Annotated in this window: 18 protein-coding genes and 1 pseudogene; 14 read left to right on the forward strand and 5 right to left on the reverse strand. The window is 67.0% G+C overall.

Annotation, left to right across the window (positions count from 1 at the left end):
* The first annotated feature begins 2 nt into the window (after nucleotides 1-2).
* The 13 genes from Q9R33_RS18885 (at nucleotide 3) to Q9R33_RS18945 (ending at nucleotide 18083) form a co-directional block, all read left to right on the forward strand.
* Entirely contained in the window at nucleotides 3-2306 is a 2304-nt protein-coding gene (locus tag Q9R33_RS18885) for a glycoside hydrolase family 3 N-terminal domain-containing protein (RefSeq protein WP_311294727.1), read from the forward strand.
* Nucleotides 2303-4075, forward strand: a complete 1773-nt coding sequence (locus Q9R33_RS18890; RefSeq protein WP_311294728.1) for a family 43 glycosylhydrolase — start codon at nucleotides 2303-2305, stop codon at nucleotides 4073-4075. The genes Q9R33_RS18885 and Q9R33_RS18890 overlap by 4 nt, the downstream gene beginning before the upstream one ends.
* Nucleotides 4072-6510, forward strand: a complete 2439-nt coding sequence (locus Q9R33_RS18895; protein WP_311294729.1) for a glycoside hydrolase family 2 TIM barrel-domain containing protein — start codon at nucleotides 4072-4074, stop codon at nucleotides 6508-6510. The genes Q9R33_RS18890 and Q9R33_RS18895 overlap by 4 nt, the downstream gene beginning before the upstream one ends.
* Nucleotides 6510-7541, forward strand: coding sequence for a Gfo/Idh/MocA family oxidoreductase (locus Q9R33_RS18900; RefSeq protein WP_311294730.1), 1032 nt, complete (start codon nucleotides 6510-6512; stop codon nucleotides 7539-7541). The genes Q9R33_RS18895 and Q9R33_RS18900 overlap by 1 nt, the downstream gene beginning before the upstream one ends.
* The gene (locus tag Q9R33_RS18905; protein WP_311294767.1) at nucleotides 7531-9249 is read left to right on the forward strand and encodes an IlvD/Edd family dehydratase; all 1719 of its coding nucleotides are present in this window, start codon (nucleotides 7531-7533) and stop codon (nucleotides 9247-9249) included. The genes Q9R33_RS18900 and Q9R33_RS18905 overlap by 11 nt, the downstream gene beginning before the upstream one ends.
* Complete coding sequence (locus Q9R33_RS18910; protein ID WP_311294731.1) at nucleotides 9236-12058, forward strand: FAD-binding and (Fe-S)-binding domain-containing protein; 2823 nt, start codon at nucleotides 9236-9238, stop codon at nucleotides 12056-12058. Before Q9R33_RS18905 ends, Q9R33_RS18910 begins: the two co-directional genes overlap by 14 nt.
* Nucleotides 12055-12402, forward strand: a complete 348-nt coding sequence (locus Q9R33_RS18915; protein WP_311294732.1) for a winged helix-turn-helix domain-containing protein — start codon at nucleotides 12055-12057, stop codon at nucleotides 12400-12402. The genes Q9R33_RS18910 and Q9R33_RS18915 overlap by 4 nt, the downstream gene beginning before the upstream one ends.
* Nucleotides 12399-13319 (forward strand): SMP-30/gluconolactonase/LRE family protein, encoded by a 921-nt coding sequence (locus tag Q9R33_RS18920; protein WP_311294733.1) that lies wholly within the window; start codon nucleotides 12399-12401, stop codon nucleotides 13317-13319. Before Q9R33_RS18915 ends, Q9R33_RS18920 begins: the two co-directional genes overlap by 4 nt.
* A gap of 2 nt (nucleotides 13320-13321) precedes the next feature.
* Nucleotides 13322-14182, forward strand: coding sequence for a fumarylacetoacetate hydrolase family protein (locus Q9R33_RS18925; RefSeq protein ID WP_311294734.1), 861 nt, complete (start codon nucleotides 13322-13324; stop codon nucleotides 14180-14182).
* Nucleotides 14179-15186: an alcohol dehydrogenase catalytic domain-containing protein gene (locus Q9R33_RS18930; RefSeq protein WP_311294735.1), complete on the forward strand. Its 1008-nt coding sequence runs from the start codon at nucleotides 14179-14181 to the stop codon at nucleotides 15184-15186. Before Q9R33_RS18925 ends, Q9R33_RS18930 begins: the two co-directional genes overlap by 4 nt.
* 19 nt (nucleotides 15187-15205) lie before the next feature.
* Nucleotides 15206-15880 carry an SDR family NAD(P)-dependent oxidoreductase gene (locus tag Q9R33_RS18935; RefSeq protein WP_311294736.1) on the forward strand — a complete coding sequence of 225 codons (675 nt, stop codon included), beginning with the start codon at nucleotides 15206-15208 and terminating at the stop codon, nucleotides 15878-15880.
* A 69-nt stretch (nucleotides 15881-15949) separates the two neighbouring features.
* Nucleotides 15950-16846, forward strand: coding sequence for a hypothetical protein (locus Q9R33_RS18940; protein WP_311294737.1), 897 nt, complete (start codon nucleotides 15950-15952; stop codon nucleotides 16844-16846).
* A gap of 67 nt (nucleotides 16847-16913) precedes the next feature.
* Nucleotides 16914-18083, forward strand: coding sequence for a Gfo/Idh/MocA family oxidoreductase (locus Q9R33_RS18945; protein ID WP_311294738.1), 1170 nt, complete (start codon nucleotides 16914-16916; stop codon nucleotides 18081-18083).
* A 96-nt stretch (nucleotides 18084-18179) separates the two neighbouring features.
* Here Q9R33_RS18945 and Q9R33_RS20485 read toward each other — a convergent pair whose 3' ends face one another.
* From Q9R33_RS20485 to Q9R33_RS18960, 4 genes and pseudogenes are all read right to left on the reverse strand, one after another.
* Nucleotides 18180-18365: an ester cyclase gene (locus tag Q9R33_RS20485; RefSeq protein ID WP_396654133.1), complete on the reverse strand. Its 186-nt coding sequence runs from the start codon at nucleotides 18363-18365 to the stop codon at nucleotides 18180-18182.
* Nucleotides 18352-18594, reverse strand: a pseudogene (locus Q9R33_RS20490) (hypothetical protein); the annotation flags it as partial. The pseudogene Q9R33_RS20490 and the gene Q9R33_RS20485, both read right to left, overlap by 14 nt.
* Before the next feature lie 1036 nt (nucleotides 18595-19630).
* A complete protein-coding gene (locus Q9R33_RS18955; protein WP_311294740.1) occupies nucleotides 19631-19798 on the reverse strand; it encodes a hypothetical protein in 168 nt (55 codons plus the stop codon).
* Between the two features lie 2 nt (nucleotides 19799-19800).
* Complete coding sequence (locus Q9R33_RS18960) at nucleotides 19801-20772, reverse strand: glycoside hydrolase family 43 protein (protein WP_311294741.1); 972 nt, start codon at nucleotides 20770-20772, stop codon at nucleotides 19801-19803.
* A gap of 440 nt (nucleotides 20773-21212) precedes the next feature.
* Between Q9R33_RS18960 and Q9R33_RS18965 the strand changes: the two genes are divergently transcribed.
* Nucleotides 21213-21392, forward strand: coding sequence for a hypothetical protein (locus Q9R33_RS18965; protein WP_311294742.1), 180 nt, complete (start codon nucleotides 21213-21215; stop codon nucleotides 21390-21392).
* On the opposite strand, the gene Q9R33_RS18970 is transcribed toward Q9R33_RS18965, so the two are convergent.
* Nucleotides 21386-22057 carry an SDR family NAD(P)-dependent oxidoreductase gene (locus Q9R33_RS18970; protein ID WP_311294743.1) on the reverse strand — a complete coding sequence of 224 codons (672 nt, stop codon included), beginning with the start codon at nucleotides 22055-22057 and terminating at the stop codon, nucleotides 21386-21388. The two genes, Q9R33_RS18965 and Q9R33_RS18970, sit on opposite strands and share 7 nt — an antisense overlap.
* Nucleotides 22058-22104: the final 47 nt, after the last annotated feature.

The following is a 22104-nucleotide window of genomic DNA, read 5'->3' on the forward strand; positions in this document are numbered from 1 at the left end:
TCATGACCGAGCCGTTCCGCCGAGCAGATCTTCCTGTTGAAGGTCGAGTCGCCGATCTTCTCTCACGTCTCACGCTGGAGGAGAAGGTCGGTCAGCTGACGCAGTTCTTCCACCTCGGCATCGAGGTGCCGGAAGGCCTCGACCTTGAAACGTTGCCGCCCGAGCAGCGCGCGTACGCCGAACAGCCGAAGATCGTGGAAGCCGCGATCCGTGGGGGAGGGACAGGGTCGGTCCTGTTCGTCAAGGACCCGGCGACAGCGAATCGGATGCAGCGTCTCGCCGTCGAGGAGAGCCGCCTCGGCATTCCGCTGATCTTCGGCTTCGACGTCATCCACGGGATCCGGACGATCTTCCCGGTGCCGCTCGCGCTGGCTGCGACGTGGTCGACCCAGATCGTCGAGGCGGCGCAGTCCGCCGCGGCGCGCGAGGCACGTGCGGTGGGCATCCATTGGACGTTCGCGCCCATGGTCGATATCGCCCGCGACGCCCGATGGGGCCGGATCATCGAAGGGGCGGGGGAGGATCCGGTCCTGGGCGCTGCGGTCGCCGCCGCTCAGGTGCGAGGCTTCCAAGGGGAACTCGGACGTGACAGCATCCTGGCCGGACCGAAGCACTTCGTCGGCTACGGCGCGAACCGGGGCGGCCGGGACTACGACGATGTCGAGGTCTCGGAATCGGAGCTGTGGAATGTCTACCTCCCGCCGTTCCAGGCGGCGATCGACGCCGGAGCGGTCAACGTGATGAGCGCGTACATGGACTACAACGGCGTCCCGGCGTCGGGCAACCGCCGTCTGCTCACCGATGTCCTGCGCGGCGAGCTCGGCTTCGACGGGTTCGTGGTTTCGGACAACAACGCAGTGCGCTCGCTCGAAACGCAGCATTTCGCCAAAGACCTCACGGATGCCGCTGTGCGCGCCGTCTCCGCCGGTGTCGACATGGAGATGTGCATGTTCGACCCCGCCTTTTCGCGGCTCGCCCAGGCCGTGCGCGACGGACTCGTCGACGAAGCGGTGATCGACGCAGCTGTTCGTCGAGTGCTGACGGCGAAGTTCCGGCTCGGCCTTTTCGAGGCGCCGTATGCAGAGGAGCGGGCCGCGGCTGAAGTGCTCTCATCGTCGAGCAGTCGCGATCAGGCGCAGGCGGCGGCCGAGGCGTCCTTCGTCCTTCTGAAGAACGAGGATGCGGCACTGCCGCTGTCAGCAGCCAGCCTCACCTCTATCGCCGTCATCGGTCAACTCGCCGACAGCAAGCGCGACACACTCGGCCCGTGGGTGTTCGACCACGACACCGACGAGACCGTGACGATCCTCGACGGGCTGCGCTCCCGGCTCGGCGACACGGCGAAAATCGACTTCGCTCCGGGCGCCGGCATCCCGCGTCGCATGTTCCCGTCGATGTTCGACCAGATGGATGCCACGGTCGTCGCGACGCCGGAGGACTACGACGACGCCGCAGAAACCCGCAGCGCGGTCGAGATCGCGGCCGCCGCGGATGTCGCGATCGTGGTCGTCGGACAGCGGCAGAACCAGATCGGCGAGAACGCGTCGACCTCCACCCTGACCCTCCCAGGTGCACAGGAGGAGCAGCTGCGACAGATCGTCGAGACCGGGACGCCCGTCGTGCTGATCGTGATGTCGGGGCGGCCCCTCGATCTTCGATGGGCCGACGCCAACGTCCCGGCGATCCTGCAGGTCTGGTACCCGGGAACCAGAGGCGGAGACGCTGTGGCATCCGTACTGCTGGGAGACGCCTCCCCGGCGGGGCGACTGCCTTTCACCTGGCCCCGGCACGTCGGCCAGCTGCCCATGGTGTACGCGCACAATCGCACCTTCGCCCCTCAGGATCAGGGTGCTCGGTACTGGGAGGAGGAGAGCACCCCTCTGTATCCGTTCGGACACGGGCTCTCTTACGCTGCCTTCGGGTACTCGAACCTGACACTCGACCGCGACAGGATCGACGTGGGCGAGTCCGTCGCGGTCTCGGTAGACGTGACGAACACTTCGCCGCGACAGGCCGACGAGGTCGTCCAGCTCTACATCCACCAGCGATACGGCACCTCGTCGCGTCCCGTTCGCGAGCTGAAGGCATTCGAGCGCGTGACCATCGCGGCCGGTGAGACCCGCACCGTGCGTCTCGCGCTGGGCCCGGATCAGCTGCGCTACTGGAGCGCGGTGACCGGCGGCTTCGTCCAGGACGCCACCACCCTCGACATCTGGGTGGGCTCCAGCTCGACGGCTGACCTCGCCACCGTGCTCGAGGTGACCGATTCGGCGAGCGCGCGCCACGCTGGGGGAGGCCCGCGATGACGGCATCCCGGATCGTCTGCAACCCGCTGGATCTGCCATACGCGTACTCGCACGTGCGGAGCCTCACGGGGAAGAGGTCACTGTCCCGCGAAGCCGCGGACCCTTCGATCGTGCTGTTTCGCGGGACCTACTTCCTGTTCGCGTCGATGACACCGGGCTTCTTCTACTCGGATGATCTGGTCACCTGGCACCTCAAGCGCAGTGAGAAGTTCCCGGCCTACGACTACGCGCCCGACGTGCGAGAGGTCGACGGCGCGCTGATCATCTCGGCATCCCGCCGCGGCAAGCCCTCGCCCTTCTACCGCACAACCGACCCCCTCGCGGACGACTTCGTCGAGATCAGCCCGGGCACCTTCCCGTTCTGGGATCCCAACCTGTTCCAGGACGACGACGGCCGGATCTACCTGTATTGGGGATGCGACGCGCGGGTTCCGATCCAGGGGATCGAACTCGACCGCACGACGTACGAACCGATCGGGACACCCGATGCGCTCATCGCGAGCAGCACGGAGGCACGCGGCTGGGAGCGCAACGGCGAGGACCACGACCCGAGGCAGAACAGCCTGCTCTCCAAGGTCATCTTCGGCGGCAAGCCGATGATCGAGGGCGCGTGGATGACCAAGCACGGCGACACTTACTATCTGCAGTACGCTGCCCCCGCGACGGAACTCAACACCTACGCCGACGGCTATTACACCGGCCCCGGCCCGCTCGGCCCGTTCACGTACGCGCCGGACAGCCCGTTCTCCGCCAAGCCGGGTGGCTTCGTCACCGGGGCCGGCCACGGCAGCACCTTCCAGGACACGCACGGCAACTGGTGGCACACCGCGACCGTGCGCGTGTCGGTCAACCAGACCTACGAGCGCCGCGTCGGGCTCTTCCCCGCCGGGTTCGACGACGACGGCACCCTCTTCTCCAACCAGAACTTCGCGGACTATCCGATGATCGTCCCGGACCACCCCTTCGACCCATGGCACGAGACATTCGCCGGATGGATGCTGCTGTCCTACCGCAAACCCGTCGCCGCGAGTTCCTCGCTCCCGGGCCACGAAGCCCGCCTCGCCGTCAACGAGAGCGTCCGCGACTGGTGGGTCGCTGCCACCAACGAACCCGGCGAGCACCTCACCGTCGATCTCGGCGGCGTCCTCTCTGTGCATGCCGTGCAGGTCAACCTCGCCGACCACGACCTGCACCGGACCGCCGCAGTCCCGCGCTCGGCACTGCGGGCGCTGGAAGGTCACAAGCGACTCATCGACGCCACCAACCATCCCACCGAGTACGTGCTCGAATCGTCTGTCGACGGCGAGACCTGGACCCCGCTCTGGGACGGACGGGGGACCGGAGTCGACGCGCCGCACAAGATGACTGTGGTCGAGCAGGGCATCGCCGCCCGCTATGTCCGCGTCACCGGGCACAAGACCCCCTTCAACGCCCCGCTCGCACTCAGCGGTGTCCGCGTGTTCGGCCTCGGCACCGGGCCCACTCCCGCCCCGACGACGGACGTCACCGCCACCCGCATCGACCCACTCACTGCGGCGCTCTCCTGGCGACCGGTCGAGGGCGCGGACGGGTACAACGTCCGGTACGGCCGTCACCCCGAGAAGCTCTACCACAGCTGGCTCGTGCACGACCGAGCATCCTTGAACCTCAGCTCCCTGAACGCGGGCGAGGCGTACTGGGTCGCCGTCGACGCGTTCAACGAGAACGGCATCACACCGGGTGCAGTGTCAGCCATTTCCCGCCACCCCGCACCGGCGGTGAAGAAGTGACATCCCTCCTCTTCACCGACGGGTGGACCGTCGCCAAGCGCGGGGAACCGCCGCTTCCTGTCACCCTCCCGCACGACGCCATGATCGGCGAGACACGGACGCCGGATGCTCCATCCGGCGCCCACGGCGCATACTTCCCCGGCGGGACATACCTCTACAGCAAGACGTGGGCCGCACCGTCGGACGCCGGCGAACGGCAATGGCGCCTCTTCTTCGAGGGCGTGTACGGCGACGCCACCATCCGACTCAACGGCGAAGAGGTCGGTCGCAACGTGAGCGGGTACCGCGAGTTCACCGTCCCCCTCGAGCGAGTGATCGCCGGCGCCGACAACCTGATCGAGGTGGATGTCGACAACTCCACGCAGCCGAACAGCCGCTGGTACTCCGGATCAGGCATCTATCGCAGAGTCTGGCTCGAGGACGTCACCGCCATCCACCTGCCGTACGGCGGGGTGGGCTTCCGCACAGTCGCTCTGGGCGACCCTGCCACCGTCGAAGTGATCATCGATCTCGTACCTGCCGCCGCGGGCGCCGAAGTCACGGTCCGTCTGGACGACGACAGCGTCACCGTCTCGCAAGTGAGCGCTGTCGTCACCCACACGCGAACGACCGTCACCCTCGACGTGCCCGCCCCAAGACTCTGGTCGGATCACTCCCCGCACCTCTACACCGCTGTGGTCGGCCTTGTCGTCGACGGCGCCGTCGTCGATGAGCAGCAGTTCCGGGTCGGCCTCCGAACTATCGAGCTGGACCCACATCGGGGCCTGCTGATCAACGGCGAGAGCACCATCCTTCGCGGTGGGTGCGTCCACCACGACAGCGGCCCGCTCGGGGCGGCTACTTTCCGCGGGGCGGAGTATCGCCGGGCCCGGATTCTGAAGGCAAACGGCTTCAATGCCATCCGCAGCGCACACACTTCGATGTCCCGCGATCTGCTCGACGCGTGCGACGAGCTGGGCCTGTACGTCTTGGATGAGCTGACCGACGTCTGGTACAACCCGAAGACCGAGTTCGATCTCGCGCCGAGCTTCGACGCGATCTGGCCGGATGACGCGCGCGCCATGGTGGCGAAGGATCGCAACCATCCCTCGGTCATCATGTACTCGATCGGCAACGAGAACACCGAGACCCGGACGCCGAAGGGCGTGGAGACGGCGCGCGAGATGCGGGCCTTCGTCCGCTCTCTCGACCCGGATCGGCCCGTCACGGCGGCCGTGAACTTCCTCTTGAATCTCATCGCCGGCGGCAAGGGTGGCGCGCCGTCAGCCGCCCCGGCGCCCACCGCAACCCCGAACAAGCGGCCCTCGGCTGTGACCAGCACAGCCGCGAACATCCTTGCCGACCGGCTCAACAGCATCATGCAGCTCGTCGCTCGCGCCCCGGGCACCGACAAGGCCACGCGGGACGTCATCGCGACCCTGGATGTCGCCTCCTACAACTACGCCTGGGGGAGGTACAAGGGCGACGCGAAACGCCACCCAGAACGCGTGATCGTCGGTTCTGAATCGCTCCCCGGAGACATCGCACGGCTGTGGCCGATCGTCGAGAAGCTGCCCAACGTGATCGGCGACTTCGCCTGGACCTCGTGGGACTACCTCGGAGAAGCGGGCGTCGGCACCTGGGCGTACGGAGAGGACTCGCTCACCGCGGGGCTCTCCAAGCCCTACCCGCACCTGGCCGCAGGACCAGGGGCGATAGACATCACCGGCATCGCCGGGGCGCAAGCGCTGCTCAGTCGCGCCGTATGGGGGCTGCTCGCTGAGCCGGCGATCACTGTGCGCCCACTCGATCGAGCCGATGAACGGCTTCGGCGCACCGCCTGGCGGAGCACCGACGCGGTGAGCAGCTGGTCATGGGCGGGTGCCGAGGGGCGCGAGGCCCACCTGGAGATCTACTCCGGCGACGACGAAGTGGAAGTCTTCATCAACGGGCGGTCCCTCGGTCGCAAGCGAGCGGGAGCCAAGGCCCGCTACGTCACCCGCTACCGGACGACGTACGAGCCAGGCGAGATCACTGCCATCGGATACCGCCGTGGTGCCGCCGTCTCGCGCAGTGTTCTGCGAACCGCCCGGAATCCGCGTCTGCAACTCTCGCCCGAGACGTTCCGACTGAGCGCTGACCGCCAGGAACTGGCGTTCGTCCATATAGAGATCGCCGACGAAGACGGAGTGGTGGAGATGCTTCACGATGACATCGTCACCGTCGAAGTCGAGGGACCCGCGACGCTCGCCGCCTTCGGCAGCGCTGCGCCCGCGACGACCGAGTCGTTCTCGTCCACACAGCATTCCACTCACTACGGCCGTGCTCTCGCCATCCTGCGAAGCGATGGCACTCCCGGCTGGATCACCGTGCGCGCCAGCAGTCAGCGGCATGGCACGGCGGAAGTGCAACTCACGGCGCGCGAGATGCAGCTGTCGGCACGAAGGGGCGCCTGATGCGGATCGGTGTGCTCGGTGCTGCCCGCATCACCCACGGTGCCCTGATCGCTCCTGCATCCCGCGTGCCGGGGGTGACCGTCGCAGCCATTGCCGCTCGCGAACCCGAGAGAGCACGAGCCGCCGCCCACCGACACGGCATCCCACGCGTGCACGACACGTACGCGCAGCTCCTCGCCGACGACTCCCTCGACGCGGTATACGTCCCTCTTCCCGCTGCCCTTCACGGCACCTGGACACGAGCGGCCCTCAGTGCCGGCAAGCACGTGCTCGTCGAGAAGCCCTTCACTGCCAACGCAGCCGAGGCCGAAGAGGTCGCGGCTGCGGCCGCCGCGAGCGGACTCGTCGTGATGGAGGCGCACCACCCGACGCACCACCCGTTCACCACCCGCATCGCCGACGTCATTTCCACAGGCACGCTCGGACCGATCCAATCCGCGACCGCGACCTTCTGCGTCCCCCTCCCTCCAGGCCGCGACATCCGATGGAACTTCGCACTCGGCGGCGGCGGGCTCATGGACGTCGGCTGCTATCCACTCCGAATGCTGCGCGACATCCTCGGAGCCGACCCCACCGTCGACTCGGCACGCGCCGCCGTGCGAGGCGACATCGACCGCCTGATGATCGCACAGCTCACCTACGGCAGCACCCCCGTCACCGTGATCAGCTCGATCTGGTCCCGGCGACTGCTGTCCGCTCAACTCGAGGTGCGTGGCGAGCACGCGCGAATGCGGGTGCGCTGGCCATACCATCCCCAACAGGGCGGCGCGCTGATCATCGACGGTCCGGGCATCCGTGTCCGCGAGAAGACCGAGCGTCGCTCGAGCTACGACTACCAACTCGAGGCGTTCCGTGACGCCGTCGAACACGGCGGCGCCAACCGCACCGACGCGACGGCCGCCATCCGGACGATGCGGACGATCGATGAGACCTACTGGGCCGCCGGGATGCGCCCTCGAGAGCCGTTTGCGGCAAAGCACACACGACGGCAGGATTCCGATGCTTCAGGAAGAGATGACGATGGTGCCTGATCTCAGAAGTTCCGAGTGGTATTCGGGTGATGACCGGAACGCGTACATCCATCGCGCGTGGATGCGCCGTGGTGTGCCCGGGAGCGCGTTCGAGGGGCGTCCGCAGATCGCGATTGCGAACACGGCGTCCGACCTCACGCCCTGCAACAGTCACTTGGACGAGGTAGCGCAGTCGGTGAAGAACGGCATCTACGAGGCCGGCGGCATCCCGCTGGAGCTGCCGGTGGTGTCGCTGGGGGAGACGCAGGTGCGACCGACGGCGATGCTGTGGCGCAACATGGCCGCGATGGCGACCGAGGAGATGCTCCGGGCGAACCCGATCGACGGGGTCGTGCTGCTCGGCGGCTGCGACAAGACGATCCCGTCGCTGCTGATGGCCGCGGCATCCGTCGACCTCCCGGCCGTCGTGGTGCCGGGCGGGCCGATGCTGACGGGGCATTTCCGCAACGAGGCGCTCGGCTGCGGCACGGACGTGTGGCGGCTGTCGGAGGAGGTGCGTGCCGGGACGCTGAGCGAGGCGGCGTTCCTGAAGAGCGAGTCGTCGATGATCCGGTCGAAGGGGCACTGCAACACGATGGGCACGGCCTCGACGATGGCGCTCGTCGCCGAGGCGATGGGCACCATCGTGCCCGGGCTCGCGGGCACGCCCGCGCCCGATGCCCGGCTGCTCGAAGCGGCGCATCAGACCGGGATGCTGGCGGTGCAGCTGGTCGCGGACGACCGGCGCCCGTCGACGTTCCTGACGAAGGGCAGTTTCCACAACGCGATCGTTGCGCTGGCGGCGATCGGCGGGTCGACGAACGCCGTCGTGCACCTGCTCGCGATCGCCGGCCGGCTCGGGATCGACCTGACCATCGATGACTTCGACCGGATCGGCGCGGAGGTGCCGCTCCTGGTGAACCTGCAGCCCGCGGGCCGCTACCTGATGGACGACCTGTACCGCGCAGGCGGGTTCCTCGCCGTCATGCGCGAGGTACGGGACCTGCTCAACCCCGACGCGCTCACCATCACTGGCCGGCCGTTCGTGGACTATCTGGAGGACGCGCACATCTGGGACCCCGAGGTGATCACATCCCGAGACAACCCGCTGCTTCCCGCCGCGGGCATCTCGGTGCTGCGCGGCTCGCTCGCGCCCGGCGGAGCCATCATCAAGCCGGCGGCGGCGTCGCCGCACCTGCTGCAGCACCGCGGGCAGGCTGTCGTGTTCGACTCGATCGAGGACTTCCACGCCCGGATCGACGACCCCGACCTCGACATCGACGAGAACTCCGTGATGGTGCTGCGCGGCTGCGGGCCCAAGGGGTACCCGGGGATGCCGGAGGTGTCGAACATGCCGCTGCCGAAGAAGCTGCTCGAGCGCGGCGTGCGCGACATCGTCCGTGTCTGCGATGGACGGATGTCGGGCACCGCGTACGGCACCGTCATCCTGCACGTCACTCCCGAAGCCGCCGCGGGAGGGCCGCTCGCGCTCGTGCAGACAGGGGACTGGATCAGCCTCGACGTCCGCGCCGGCCGCCTCGACCTCGACGTTCCCGCCGACGAGCTCGCCGCCCGCACGCCGAATCAGGCGACCGTCGACGCGTTCGCGCGGCCGCGCCGCGGATGGGAGCGGCTCTACATCGACCATGTTCTGCAGGCCGACCAGGGCGCCGACCTGGACTTCCTCGTCGGAGCATCCGGATCGAAGGTGTCGCGTGAGTCCCACTGACACGCTCGCGCCGGTCGACGCCGGGCTGCTCGCCGCCCTCAGCGAGGCGTGCAGCACCATCGGCGCGCGCGCGACGGATCGTCTCGCCGGATCGCATGACGCCTCGCACTATCAGCTCACGCCGCGGGCCGTGGCGACCGCCCGTGATGCGGCGGAGGTCGGCCGGCTGCTCGCGACCGCGCGGGACCGAGGCCTGCCGGTGACGTTCCGTTCGGGTGGGACGAGCCTCTCCGGCCAGGCCGGGACCGACGGCATCCTGATCGACACGCGGAAGAACTTCCGCCGCATCGACGTTTTCGACGACGGCCGCCGCGCCCGCGTCCAACCCGGTGCGACCATGCGCGCCGTCAACGCGCGACTCGCACGGCACGGCACCAAGCTCGGGCCCGACCCGGCCTCGGAGATCGCGTGCACGATCGGCGGGGTCGTCGCCAACAACTCCTCGGGGATGTCGTGCGGCACGCACGCGAACACCTACCAGACCCTCGAATCCGCCGTCCTGGTGCTCGCCTCTGGAACGGTGCTCGACACGGGAGCCCCGGACGCCGCCGAGATCCTCCGCGAACGCGAGCCCGAGATCTATGCCGGCCTGGAACGCCTCCGTGACCGCGTGCGGGAGAACTCCGACTCGGTCGCCACCCTGCGCAGGCTGCACGCGATCAAGAACACGATGGGGTACGGCCTGAACTCGTTCCTCGATCACACGAACCCGGTCGACATCCTCGAGCACCTCGTGATCGGCTCCGAGGGCACACTCGCGTTTGTCGCCGAGGCGACCTTCCGCACACTCCCGGTGAAGCCGCATCTCGCCACGGGTCTGCTGATCTTCGCAAGCCTCGCCGACGCGACAGCATCCCTCCCCGCGCTGGTCGAAGCCGGGTTCGCGACCATCGAGCTGATGGATGCCGCCTCCCTGCGGGTCGCGCAGCGGGACCCCGAAGCGACCGCTGACCTGACCGGACTGGTCGTCGTCGACCACGCCGCGCTGCTCGTGGAGTTCCAGGAAGACACCCTCGAGTCGCTCGATGCGCGCGTCGCCGCGGCATCCGGTCTCCTCACAGCGCTCCCACTTGTGACACCCGCGGTGCTGACGACGGATGCCGCGACCCGCGCGCACCTGTGGCACATCCGGAAGGGCCTGTTCGCCGCCGTCGCCGGCGCGCGCCCGTCGGGCACGACCGCGCTGCTCGAAGACATCGCGGTGCCGGTGGAGCGTCTCAACGAGACGTGCACACAGCTGATCGGCCTGTTCGACACTTACGCGTACGAGGGGTCGGTGATCTTCGGGCACGCGAAGGACGGCAACATCCACTTCCTCATCAACGAGCGCTTCGACGATGCGGACAAGTTCGCGCGCTATCAGGCGTTCACCGAGGAGATGGTGTCCCTCGTCCTCGCGCACGGGGGCACGCTGAAGGCTGAGCACGGCACCGGCCGCATCATGGCGCCGTTCGTACGGCGACAGTACGGCGACGAGCTCTACGAGGTGATGTGGGAGGTCAAGCGGCTGCTCGACCCGGGGATGCTGCTCAACCCGGGCGTGCTGCTCACCGACGACCCGCTCGCACACACCAAGAACCTCAAGACCGCCCCGACCGTCGAAGCCGAGGTCGACCGATGCGTCGAATGCGGCTACTGCGAGCCGGTGTGCCCCTCCCGCGACCTGACCCTGACCCCACGCGAGCGGATCGTGATGCGCCGCGAGCTGCAGCGCGCACGTGACCGCGGCGACGAGAAGCTCGCCAAGATCCTCGAGAAGGAATACGGCTACGACGGGGTGCAGACCTGTGCCGTGGACGGCATGTGTCAGACCGCGTGCCCGGTGCTGATCAACACCGGCGACCTGGTCCGCCGGCTGCGCGCCGAGAACCAGAAGACGGTGATGCGGGCCGGCTGGAAGGCTGCGGCGAAGCAGTGGGATGCCGTCAGCAGCGTCGGCGGCGTCGCACTGTCGCTCGCCGACGCGATGCCGGTCGCACTGCCGAACCTCGCGACGAAGATCGGTCGCGGCCTCCTCGGCCCCGACACGCTGCCGCTGTACACCGCGGACCTCCCCGGCGGCGGGAAGCGGCGCAAGGTCTTCGCGCAGCCTGAAGCGGTCGCCGTCTACTTCTCGTCCTGCACGACCACGATGTTCGGCCCGGTCGGGCAGGACGGCGTCGCCGAGTCGTTCCTGCGGCTGTGCGAACGCGCCGGAGTCAACCTGCGCACCCCGGACGATCTGCCAGGGCTGTGCTGCGGCACGCCCTGGAAGTCGAAGGGGCTTACCGACGGGTACGCCGTCATGAAGGCGAAGGTCGCCGCCTCCCTCGTCCTGGCCACCGAGAACGGGCGCCTACCCGTCGTGTGCGACGCCTCCTCCTGCACCGAAGGCTTGGAGATCCTGCTCGAGGCCGCGGGCCAGCACGACATCCGCGTCATCGACGCCGTCGCCTTCGTCGACGAGCACGTCCTTCCCCACCTGCCCGCGGGGGAGAGGGTCGCGTCCCTCACACTGCACCCCACGTGCTCGTCGGCCCACCTCGGCATCAACCCCGCGCTGAGCCGTGTCGCTGCGGCGGCCGCCGACACCGTCGTCATCCCCGAGGACTGGGGATGCTGCGCCTTCGCCGGAGACAGAGGGATGCTGCATCCCGAACTCACCGCGTCGGCCACCGCGCCGGGGTCCGACAACGTCGCTGCGGCGGCCTCCGACGTTCACGCGTCCCTGAACCGCACTTGCGAGATGGGAATGACCCGCGCCACCGGCCAGCCATACCGCCACATCCTCCAGGTACTCGACGACGCCGTGAGAGAGGCGATGCCGTGAGCAGCATCGACACCCGGTCTGCGGAACAGACGTCGCTCGAAGACCCGATCACGGTCGCTGTTTCGCTCGGCGTTCCGATCGTTCGCATCGAGATCGTGAAGTTCCTTCGTTCGCAACCGGCCACGATCTCGCAGATCGCGTCCGCTGTCGGCCGGACCCGATATGGGATGCAGAGTCACCTCGACATCCTCGAGCGGCTCGGCGCCATCACCCATGTCACACAGAAGGTGCGTGGGAGTTTCCGCCCCGCGCGCCTCTATCGCGTGAACCCTTCCGGGGTGGAAGCACTCGCGTGGTGCCTCTTCGACGCCCTCGCGGACGACATCCCGGGAGCCGCCGCATGAACAGTTACGAGTCCATCCCGACGCTCGGCACCGCCCGCGTCGCCACGGGCACCTCGTACTTCCTCGGTGAGGGACCGATCTGGGATCCCGTACGCGGCCGTATCCTGTGGGTCGACATCATGGCCGGCGCGGTCCATTCCGGCCGGTTCGTGCACGGCGGAGCCGTCGAAGCCGAGGAACGCTACGACTTCCCCGACACTGCCGGGGCGGTCGCCGTCTCGGCTGCCGGCGAGCTCGTCGTGGCCGGCACCCACCGGCTCCACTACCGGGATGTCGCCGGAGAGATCAGCTCGGGCGGACCGCTCATCGAAGGGTCCGAGCGACGTTTCAACGACGGCAAGCCGGACCCGCGGGGTCGATTCGTCGTCGGCACGAAGGGTCCGGGCGGTGAACTGCTGATCCGGGTCGACCGCGACGAATCGGTCGAGGTGCTCGATGACGACCTCACTCTCTCTAACGGACTCGTCTGGAGTGCAGACGGCCTTCGCCTGTTCAGCATCGACACGATGACGCAGAGCATCTACGTCCGCGACTATGACACCGCCACCGGAACCGGCGGGCAGCGCAGTCTGTTCACCCGACTGGCGCACGGCTACCCGGACGGCATGACGATCGACCGCGACGACCACCTCTGGGTCGCGGTCTGGGGCGAAGGATGCGTCCTGCGCATCTCGCCGCATGGCGAGATCGTCGCGAAGGTCGACGTGCCCGCCCCGCATACCTCGTGCGCCGTCTTCGCCGGACCGGAGCTGACCACGCTCGTGATCACAACCGCCACGGAAGGTCTCACACTCCAGCAGCTCGAGGAGCACCCGCTCTCGGGCCGACTGTTCACCATCGCGCTCAACGCCAAGGGCGTTCAACAACCCCTCTGGGCCGGACGAAGCCGCGCCCAGACACCCACCCTGGAAGGATAACGATGAAGCTCCTGCGTATCGGCGCATCCGGCGCCGAGAAGCCCGCCGCGCTTGTCGGAGACGACAGTTACGTCGACCTGTCGGACGTCGTCGACAACTTCGACGAAGCATTCTTCGGCTCGGACGCGCTGAACCGCATCGCGCCCGTCGTCGCCAGGCGCGCAGCATCCGGAAGCGTCCTCCCGCTTGCCGGGCAGCGCATCGGTTCGCCCATCGGCCGCCCGCATCAGATCGTCTGCGTCGGCCTCAACTATGCCGACCACGCCGCCGAATCCGGCCAGGCCGTGCCGGACGAGCCCATCCTGTTCACCAAATCCCCGAACACGCTCGTCGGCCCGAACGACGACGTGCGGATCCCGCGCGGCGCGACCAAGCCCGACTGGGAGGTCGAACTCGGCATCGTGATCGGCAAGCGCACCAGCTACCTCGACAGCGTTGAAGAGGCCCGCGACCGCATCGCAGGCTGGGTGCTCGTCAACGACGTGAGCGAGCGCGCATTTCAGATGGAGCGCGGCGGTCAGTGGCTCAAAGGCAAGTCCGCGGAGACCTTCAATCCCGCCGGCCCGTGGCTGGTCACGCAGGACGAGGTCCCGGACGTACTGGACCTCGGCATGTGGCTCGACGTGAACGGCGTGCGTCGGCAGACCGGCACCACCTCGACGATGATCTTCGACCCGTACTTCATCGTCCACTACATCAGCCAGTTCATGGTCCTCGAGCCCGGTGACCTCATCAACACCGGAACTCCTCCCGGAGTCGGCCTCGGCTTCACCCCTCAGATCTGGCTGCAGGCCGGCGACGTCATGACACTCGGCATCGACGGCCTCGGGACACAGCGCCAGAACGTGATCGGCCCCCGATGAGAGCCCTCGTCATCACGGGGGCTCATCGCGCCGAAGTGCAGGATGTCCTGGCACCGCAGCCGGCACCGGGGGAGGTTGTCGTAGATGTGCAGCGGGCGGGGATCTGCGGCACCGACATCGAGTTCTACACAGGCGAGATGCAGTACCTCGGCGCCGGTCTCGCCGAGTATCCCATCCGGATCGGTCACGAGTGGATGGGCACCGTGGCCGCCGTGGGAGCGAATGTCGACCCATCATGGGTCGGTCAGCGGGTCACGGGCGACACGATGCTCGGCTGCGGGGAGTGCCGTCGCTGCGGGCGCGGCCTGCAGCACGTGTGCGAGTTCCGGTTCGAGCTCGGAATCCGCGGCGGCAAGCCCGGCGCACTTGCAGAGCAGGTCGCCGCTCCGGTGACCTCGCTGCATCGACTCCCCGACAGCGTCGACGACGCGATGGGCGCGATGGTGGAGCCGGGAGGGAATGCGTTCCGCTCGGTGCAAGCGGCGAACCTGAGCCCGGGGGACCGGTGCCTTATCCTCGGACCCGGCACGATCGGGCTGCTGTGCGCGACGTTCGCCCGCGCGGCCGGCGCCGAAGTGCACCTCGTGGGCCGCAGCGAACGGTCTCTTGCGTTCGCGCGCTCGCTCGGCTTCGACGGCGTGTGGAATGAGCACGACCTGCCCGACCTCGCGTGGGATGCGGTCATCGAGGCATCCAACGCCCAGCACCTGCCCGCGAAGGCGCTTGAGCTCGTCGAACCCGGCAGGCGCGTGGTCTACGTCGGTCTCGCCGGAAGCCCGAGCCTGATCGATACGCGAGACCTCGCGCTGAATGACGTCACCGCCATTGGAGTGCTCAGCGCCTCACCGGGGCTGGTCGGCACGATCGACGCCTACGCGTCCGGCTCCGTCGACCCGAGACCCCTCATCGCCGCCACCGTCGGGCTCGAAGAACTCCCTGCGATCCTCGCCGGCGATCGGCCGCAGGGTGCCGGACCCGGCCCCAAGTTCCACATCTCGATCTGATCCACTGAAGGAAACTCATATGACCCGTGCACTCATCACCGGTGGAGCGAGCGGCCTCGGCGCCGCAACCGCGACCCGCCTTCGCCAAGACGGGATCGAAGTCGTCACGGTCGACATCGCCGGGGATTGCGACGTCGTCCTCGACATCACGGACGAAGACGCCGTCGTCGCGGCGGCCGCCGAACTCGGCGCGATCGACGTCCTCGTCAACTCTGCCGGGATCGTGGGGCCGAACACGCCCCTCGTGACGACGACGACTGCCCAGTGGCGTGGCGTGCTGGACGTCAACGTCATCGGGACGGTCGCGATGATGCGCGCGTTCGTGCCGGGAATGGTCGAGCGCGGATGGGGACGCGTCGTCAACATCGCGAGCATGGCGGGCAAGGACGGCAACCCGAACCTCGCGATCTACTCCGCGTCGAAGGCAGCCGTGATCGCGCTCACCAAGTCGGCGGGCAAAGAACTCGCCACGACGGGTGTGCTCGTGAACGCCATCGCACCCGCCGTGATCGCCACCCCGATGAACGACGAGACCGCCCCGGAAGTGCTCGCACACATCACCAGCCTCATCCCCATGAAACGCGTCGGCCGCGCCGACGAAGTCGCCGAACTCATCGCCTGGCTCACCTCCGACAAGGTCAGCTTCTCCACAGGCGCCGTCTACGACATCAGCGGCGGCCGGGCGACGTATTAATCATGGTGATCGACGCATCTAGACGGGACCAACGATGACGAATTCCTTCGATCCGATGGGAGCGCAAGAATGAGCTGGGCACGCACGCTTTCGGCGGGACAGACCTGTCGCGTTCACATCTTCGACGCCGCAACGGGGGAGTCGCAGATCGTTCACGAGGATGCCACGGTACTCCTGGAGGCGCCGAACTGGACACTCGACGGCCAGCTCATCCTCAACGGCGACGGTGTGTTCTGGCGTCTGCCGGTGGACGCGTCGGCGGCACCGTCGAGAATCCCACACCACGGGTTGCCCGAGAACAACAACGACCACGTTCTCTCGCCTGACAGCCTGACCGTCTTTGCGTCCTGCAACGACGGGCACATATACGCCGCGCCCGTGGAAGGTGGACACGCTCGTCGAGTCACTCGAGGTGACCCGGGTCTTTTCCATTACCTGCATGGGGTCAGCCCCGACGGCACTCGGCTCGCATACGTAGCCCTCGATTTCAGGGATGAGTCGCCCAGCGGGACGGTGCACACGGTCGGCGTGGACGGCGCGGACGATGCCGCCGTCACAACGGGGGTTGGGCCCGACGATGGACCGGAGTACAACCCCGCGGGCGACTGGCTCTACCTCAACACGGAGCGGTTCTCCGAGAGCGCCGGTCATGCCCAGATCGCAAAGGTGCGGCTCGACGGCACTGGTCTCACACAGTTGACCTTCGACGAGAGGGCCAACTGGTTCCCACATCTGAACCGTGATGGAACCCGGGCTGTGTACCTCAGTTACCCCCCGGGCACTCAGGGGCACCCCGCGGATCTCGCCGTCACATTGCGGCTCGTCGACCTGTCCGCCGGCGACGACGCCTGGGCCGAGGCGCCTATCGTCGCGAACCTGTTGGGGGGACAGGGCACGATCAACGTCAACAGCTGGTCACCGGACGGGACGCGATTCGCTTACGTGGACTACCCATCCACGATCTGACATCCAGGGTCTGAGGCCAGCCTGAGCCCGAGGTTCGCTGCAAAGCCCACAACACAACGAGGACAGTATGACCAGCACCAACGAGAAATCTGTGAGTCGGCCTGAGCGGATGAACGTCGGGGTGATCGGCGTCGGGATGATTGCCGACACTTTCATCCGCAACATGACCGAGCGGTTCAGCATCCTCAATGTGAGCGCCTGCGCCTCGAGACGCTTCGAACGCGCGCAGGAGACGGCTGAGCGCTACGGGATCGAAGCGAAGACGATCGATGAGTTACTCGCCGACCCCGGCATCGACATCATCGTCAACCTCACCCCGCCTGAGGCGCACTACTCCATCATCCGGCGCGCTCTTGAGTCCGGCAAACATGTGTACACGGAGAAGGTACTCGCGGGGACTCTCGATGAAGCCCGCGAACTCGTGAGGCTCGCGGATGCTTCCAGCCTGGAACTCTGCTCATCGCCCGACACGTTCCTGGGCAGCGCGATCCAGAATGCCAGGCAGCTGGTCGATCGGGGGATGCTCGGGACTGTCACGTCGGTGCACTCCTCACTGACGCGCAACTTCCGCGCGATCGGCGAGCTCCTTCCTTTCGTCACTCAAGGCGTCGGCGGGATCGGAATCGATGTCGCCGTGTACCACCTGACGGCATTGGTGTACATGCTCGGACCGATCCGTTCGGTATTCGGATACAGCCGGACAAACGAGCCCAAGCGTCGGCACTTTATGCCCGCGCTCCCTCACTTCGGCGAGGAGTACGAGGTCACGGCGAAGACCGTCACCGCCGGGGTCGTCGAGTTCGAATGCGGGACCCTCGGCACAATGCTGTTCAACTCGGACTCACTAGTCCACCAAAGGCCGCGCTTCGAAATGATGGGTACATCAGGCATCCTGACGCTCGCGAACCCCGATGACTTCGGTGGAGATGTGACGCTGCAGCGCGAGGGTCAGACGACGCCGATCGTGGTGCCGTCGACTTTCGGGATGTCCGCGGACACCCGCGGCGCGGGGGTCGCCGAGATGGCCTGGGCAATCCGCACCGGCCGGCAACCTCGCGCGAACAAGGAACTCGCGTTCCACGTGTTGGAGGCACTGCTCGGCATCGATCAGGCCGCAGCGGCAAACCAGCCGTACACGATGACCTCGACAGCACCAGTGATCGCGCCGCTTCCCGAAGGCCACGTGACGGGGCTGTGGGTCGATGACCCTGAGTCCGCCTTTGTCGATGCCCTCTGACGATCTCCGGTCAGTCCGGGGAGGGGCGTGCGCGGGTAGGTGACATGGCGCGCCGACCACGCCGTCTCCGGCCGGTCGGCGCACCCGTCCGCTCCGTCAGCCCGCGAGCTGCATCTGTAGCTGCAGGAGTTCCTCGACGTGCCTGATCTCGACGATCCGTCCGTCGACCACTCGCGCGAGGTCGATTCCGTAGATGGAGACGTCCTTGCCGGTGGGGGGGTACTCCGAACCAGGGACCTGTGTGGGTCCCGGTGATGCGCCACTGCGAAACGACCCATCCATCGTCTGTCACGGCCTGGTAGACGACGTCGTGATGGGCGTTGGTGAACGCGTCGTGGATGGCGACAACCATCATCTTCATCCCCTCGACAGCAGAGGCGGATCCGGGCGGCGGATTGTGGTCGAGGAGGTCGGCCGAGACCAGAAGGTCGACCGCTTCGACGTCGCCGGCGTGGAAGGCTGCGAACAAGCGATTGGGTACATCGCGGGCTGAGCCATTCGAGTTATTCATGGTTGTTCTCCTCTGTTGGATGGTTTGAACACTGGGATCGGGACGACGGCACGCGTATTCGCGATCCGCGCCTTCGGAACCCCCTCCGCAGCCAACCTGCGGATCAGTGCCCAGTCCTCCAAAGTGATCACTCTCCAATCGTTGAGTGTTCACTTTTCGCCGCCGCAAGTGTTCAGTTCTCGAGCGCCGCCGACACACGGAATTCCGCGGAAGGACGCCGACCAAGCTGGCCGGGGCGCAGAACGTCGATTTCACCCTGCTAAGGTGGGGTCCTCCCGCGCGGCATCCGCGAGCGGCGGCGTCGCTGTAGTGGTCGTTCGACAAGGACCGCGCGTGCCCACCTGCTGCCCACGGCCGGGGTGGATTCCTGCGGATTGAGAGCGATTCAGGCGGAAGCTCGCACCGCCTGAAACCCGCGAAATCATGCGGTTAGCGGTTGACGAAGACTGAGAACGACGCCGGGCGGCGTGTTTCAAATCCCTCCGTCTCCGCCATTTTTCGCCCGATTTGACGTCGTTCTGAGGCGTGATTCCGGGGTTTTGATCCTTCTCGATCCGGGTAGTTCCGTCTCAGATGTGGGCACGGCTCAGGGGTTGAAGTGCTGGTCAGAGGATCGATTCGGTCGTGAGCGGCTGCTGCAGAGCTGACTGCTCATTCTCTAGGAGCGGCATTGCGCGCTTTGCTCAGCCTCGAAGCCCGCGACCCTGCGTGTGCCCACGGTCTGCCCACGAGGAGACGGAGGGGTAGTGGACCCCCGCCTCGGTGATGGAGATCATCGGTCACAACAGGCGGGCGATGTCGTGGATCATGCCCGAACCTGCCGACCGAGCTGAGAACCTCCCTTCGTTGCCGAAGGGATAGGCGTTTGGTGTCGCACGACTAGCGGACCTGCCCGTGCATATTGCGCGGGCAGGGCAAACGCGCATGTGCTTCAGTGTCTACGGCCCCGAAGTCCAACCCGGTGTGGCGGCACGATGCGCGACCGGCCAACGGGCACCGGCCAACGGGCGGGATCCGCGGCAGTTGCACACGTCGGCTATCTGCCGCGCGCCTTCTTCGCTGCCTCGAAGACCTCCCGGATTTGTTCGGCTTCAGCGATGAAGTCGGCCTCCGAGCGCTTCACACTCGCCAGCCGGTCGCGTGCTTCGGCGAGCCCTTTCAGTCCCTGCGTCGTCAGCCGGCTAGCGGCCTTGGTCGTCTCCATCTTCAATCCAACTCGGTGAGAGTGCGTAGTCGGTCCCACTCGTGCCTGAGAAGCGGCAGGATCGTTCCGTGTTTGGTCGAGGGCGGGATCGAGACTTCGTCGAGGGGCACATAGCTCCACTTGCCGGAGTCGAGATCGGTGCACTCCATCGCAAAGTAGCCTTGCGGCATCTCCTGATATTGGTCGAGGAACAGGAACCACCGTTCTTCACCTCGAGCACGGATCACGATCGGCGCCTCGACGCCACCGGGGAAGCGATCTCCGGCGATGTTGGTGGTGATGAGAGTGAAGTCGTCGTCGAACAGGCTCGAACCTCTCTCGAGGTAGATCCCCCAGCCGCCGGATCTCGCCTCATCTTTCGTGAAGCGATACACCTTTCCGTGCTCGTGAATGAGAGCGGTGTCGATGACGTCTCGTCCGCCGGTGTCGATCATTACCTCGGCAGGTGTGAAAGAAGAGAAATCGCGCGTGCGCGAGTACATGATCCTGCTGTAGGAGTCCGCCCCGTGGCTCGGGTCGTCCGCCGCATAGAGCCTCGACGACCAGAAGACGACGAAGTCGCCGGTCTGGGGGTCCACGGTGACCTCAGGTGCCCACGCCATCCCGGCGTTCGAAGGCGCGATCTCGATCGACCGCGCAGCTGTCCACGACACGAGGTCGGACGACTGCCACCCGATCAACGATCGACTGCCCTGACGGCGCGACTCGTCCCAGATCTTCCTGTCACCCGCCGACGTTCGCAGATCGGTTGCGAGAATGTGAAACGACCCGTCGCTTCCGCGCGCGATCGCCGGATCGCGGACACCTCTGGTGCCGATGTGCGATTCCAGCACCGGCCGTCCGCCCCAGAGCGGGTCCCAGCGCAGCGGGGTGTCTCCTGAGCTGAGGGAGAAGTGAATCTTCTCCACGTCCGTCGCTCCGTCGGCACGAAAGTGCGCGAAAAGATATCCGTAGTGTTCGTCGGGTGAGTTCACCAGCACCGCCTCCGTCTCGTCGTGCCGCGAAGCCATCCGAGTGCGGCGCGCCGGGCGTTGACCACGCTGATCCCGCGCGCCACGTCGACGGGCCGAATGGTCAGATAGCCGAACCCCGGGCACACTTCTGGGTCCGCGAAGGCGACCTGCACGCCGGCGCCGTCGTGACCGAACGAAGCGACGGTGAGGTGCGGATCCCCGCCCGAGGGAATCACCACTCGCGGGCCCCACGCCCGGTAGGGCGGAGGGTTGATGCTGAAGAACGGGGCGCCGACGCCCCGAGGATGAGCGAAGGCTTCAGCGGTCGCGGCGTTCCAGAGCCGGACTCCGCGTGTCTCAGTCACTGTCGCGGACCAGACACGAGCGAGGCCCCGTAGCGCTCGAGATCCTGCCGGCCGCGCCGATCTCCGCTGCTGGGAGATCGCTCCCACTATCAGGCCGTGATATCTGTGTGCTTCCTCGGGGGTCCAGAATGGTTCCTGCCCGGCGAGCTTCTCCGCGAGCTGGGCGCCATCGCGCAACTCGGCGAGCGTTACGTCTTCTCCGACTGCGGGCAGTTCCGCGCTGCGCACATCGTCTCCCTCGTGTGTCAGCTGCCGCCCTACGAGGCCGCTCAGTAGGTCGCCCGCCCGCCGCTGATGTCGTAGACGGCGCCCGTCGAGAAAGAAACCTTGTCGGATGCGAGCCAGGCGACCAGTTCCGCGACCTCGGAGGCCTCGCCGACGCGCTTCATCGGGATGAGGCTGGTGATGTGGGCGAGCACGTCAGGGGCCGTTGCATCGTTCATCGGAGTCGCGATGACGGCGGGAGCGATGGCGTTGACGATGACGCCTGTGGTCGCCAGCTCCTTGCCCGCGGACTTGGTCAATGCGATGACTGCCGCTTTGCTGGCGGAATACACGCTCAGGTTGGGATTGCCGTCTTTGCCCGCCATGCTGGCGAAATTCACGATGCGCCCCCAGCCGCGCTCGATCATGCCGGGCGCGAACGCTTGCATCATTGCAACCGTGCCGAGCACGTTCACTTCGAGCGTGCGCCGCCAATCGTCGGCGGTCGTCTCCAGGAGCGGCAGATTCGGCCCGACGACGCCGGCTGAATTGATCAAGATGTCGACCGCGCCCACTCGTGCTGCGAGATCTGACACTGCGGCACCGTCGGTGATGTCGATCATCTCGTCGGCGTCTCCGGTCCGATCGACCGTGATCACGTGAACGTCGTCTGATCGCAGCCGTGCAGCCGTCGCGGCGCCCAGACCGCTGGCGCCACCGGTGACGATTGCGCGCATATTGATACTCCTGACTTTGAGGCCGACGAGCGGCGAGGGTTGAGGTT

This window comes from Microbacterium sp. PRC9, assembly GCF_031844125.1.
Lineage (GTDB): Bacteria > Actinomycetota > Actinomycetes > Actinomycetales > Microbacteriaceae > Microbacterium.

Coding starts and splice junctions, on each gene's coding strand:
- Q9R33_RS18945 (WP_311294738.1), top strand. CDS start 16,914: ATGACCAGCACCAACGAGAAATCTGTGAGTCGGCCTGAGCGGATGAAC.
- Q9R33_RS18955 (WP_311294740.1), bottom strand. CDS start 19,798: ATGGAGACGACCAAGGCCGCTAGCCGGCTGACGACGCAGGGACTGAAA.
- Q9R33_RS18905 (WP_311294767.1), top strand. CDS start 7,531: ATGGTGCCTGATCTCAGAAGTTCCGAGTGGTATTCGGGTGATGACCGG.
- Q9R33_RS18935 (WP_311294736.1), top strand. CDS start 15,206: ATGACCCGTGCACTCATCACCGGTGGAGCGAGCGGCCTCGGCGCCGCA.
- Q9R33_RS18885 (WP_311294727.1), top strand. CDS start 3: ATGACCGAGCCGTTCCGCCGAGCAGATCTTCCTGTTGAAGGTCGAGTC.
- Q9R33_RS20485 (WP_396654133.1), bottom strand. CDS start 18,365: ATGGATGGGTCGTTTCGCAGTGGCGCATCACCGGGACCCACACAGGTC.
- Q9R33_RS18930 (WP_311294735.1), top strand. CDS start 14,179: ATGAGAGCCCTCGTCATCACGGGGGCTCATCGCGCCGAAGTGCAGGAT.
- Q9R33_RS18970 (WP_311294743.1), bottom strand. CDS start 22,057: ATGCGCGCAATCGTCACCGGTGGCGCCAGCGGTCTGGGCGCCGCGACG.
- Q9R33_RS18890 (WP_311294728.1), top strand. CDS start 2,303: ATGACGGCATCCCGGATCGTCTGCAACCCGCTGGATCTGCCATACGCG.
- Q9R33_RS18940 (WP_311294737.1), top strand. CDS start 15,950: ATGAGCTGGGCACGCACGCTTTCGGCGGGACAGACCTGTCGCGTTCAC.
- Q9R33_RS18925 (WP_311294734.1), top strand. CDS start 13,322: ATGAAGCTCCTGCGTATCGGCGCATCCGGCGCCGAGAAGCCCGCCGCG.
- Q9R33_RS18920 (WP_311294733.1), top strand. CDS start 12,399: ATGAACAGTTACGAGTCCATCCCGACGCTCGGCACCGCCCGCGTCGCC.
- Q9R33_RS18900 (WP_311294730.1), top strand. CDS start 6,510: ATGCGGATCGGTGTGCTCGGTGCTGCCCGCATCACCCACGGTGCCCTG.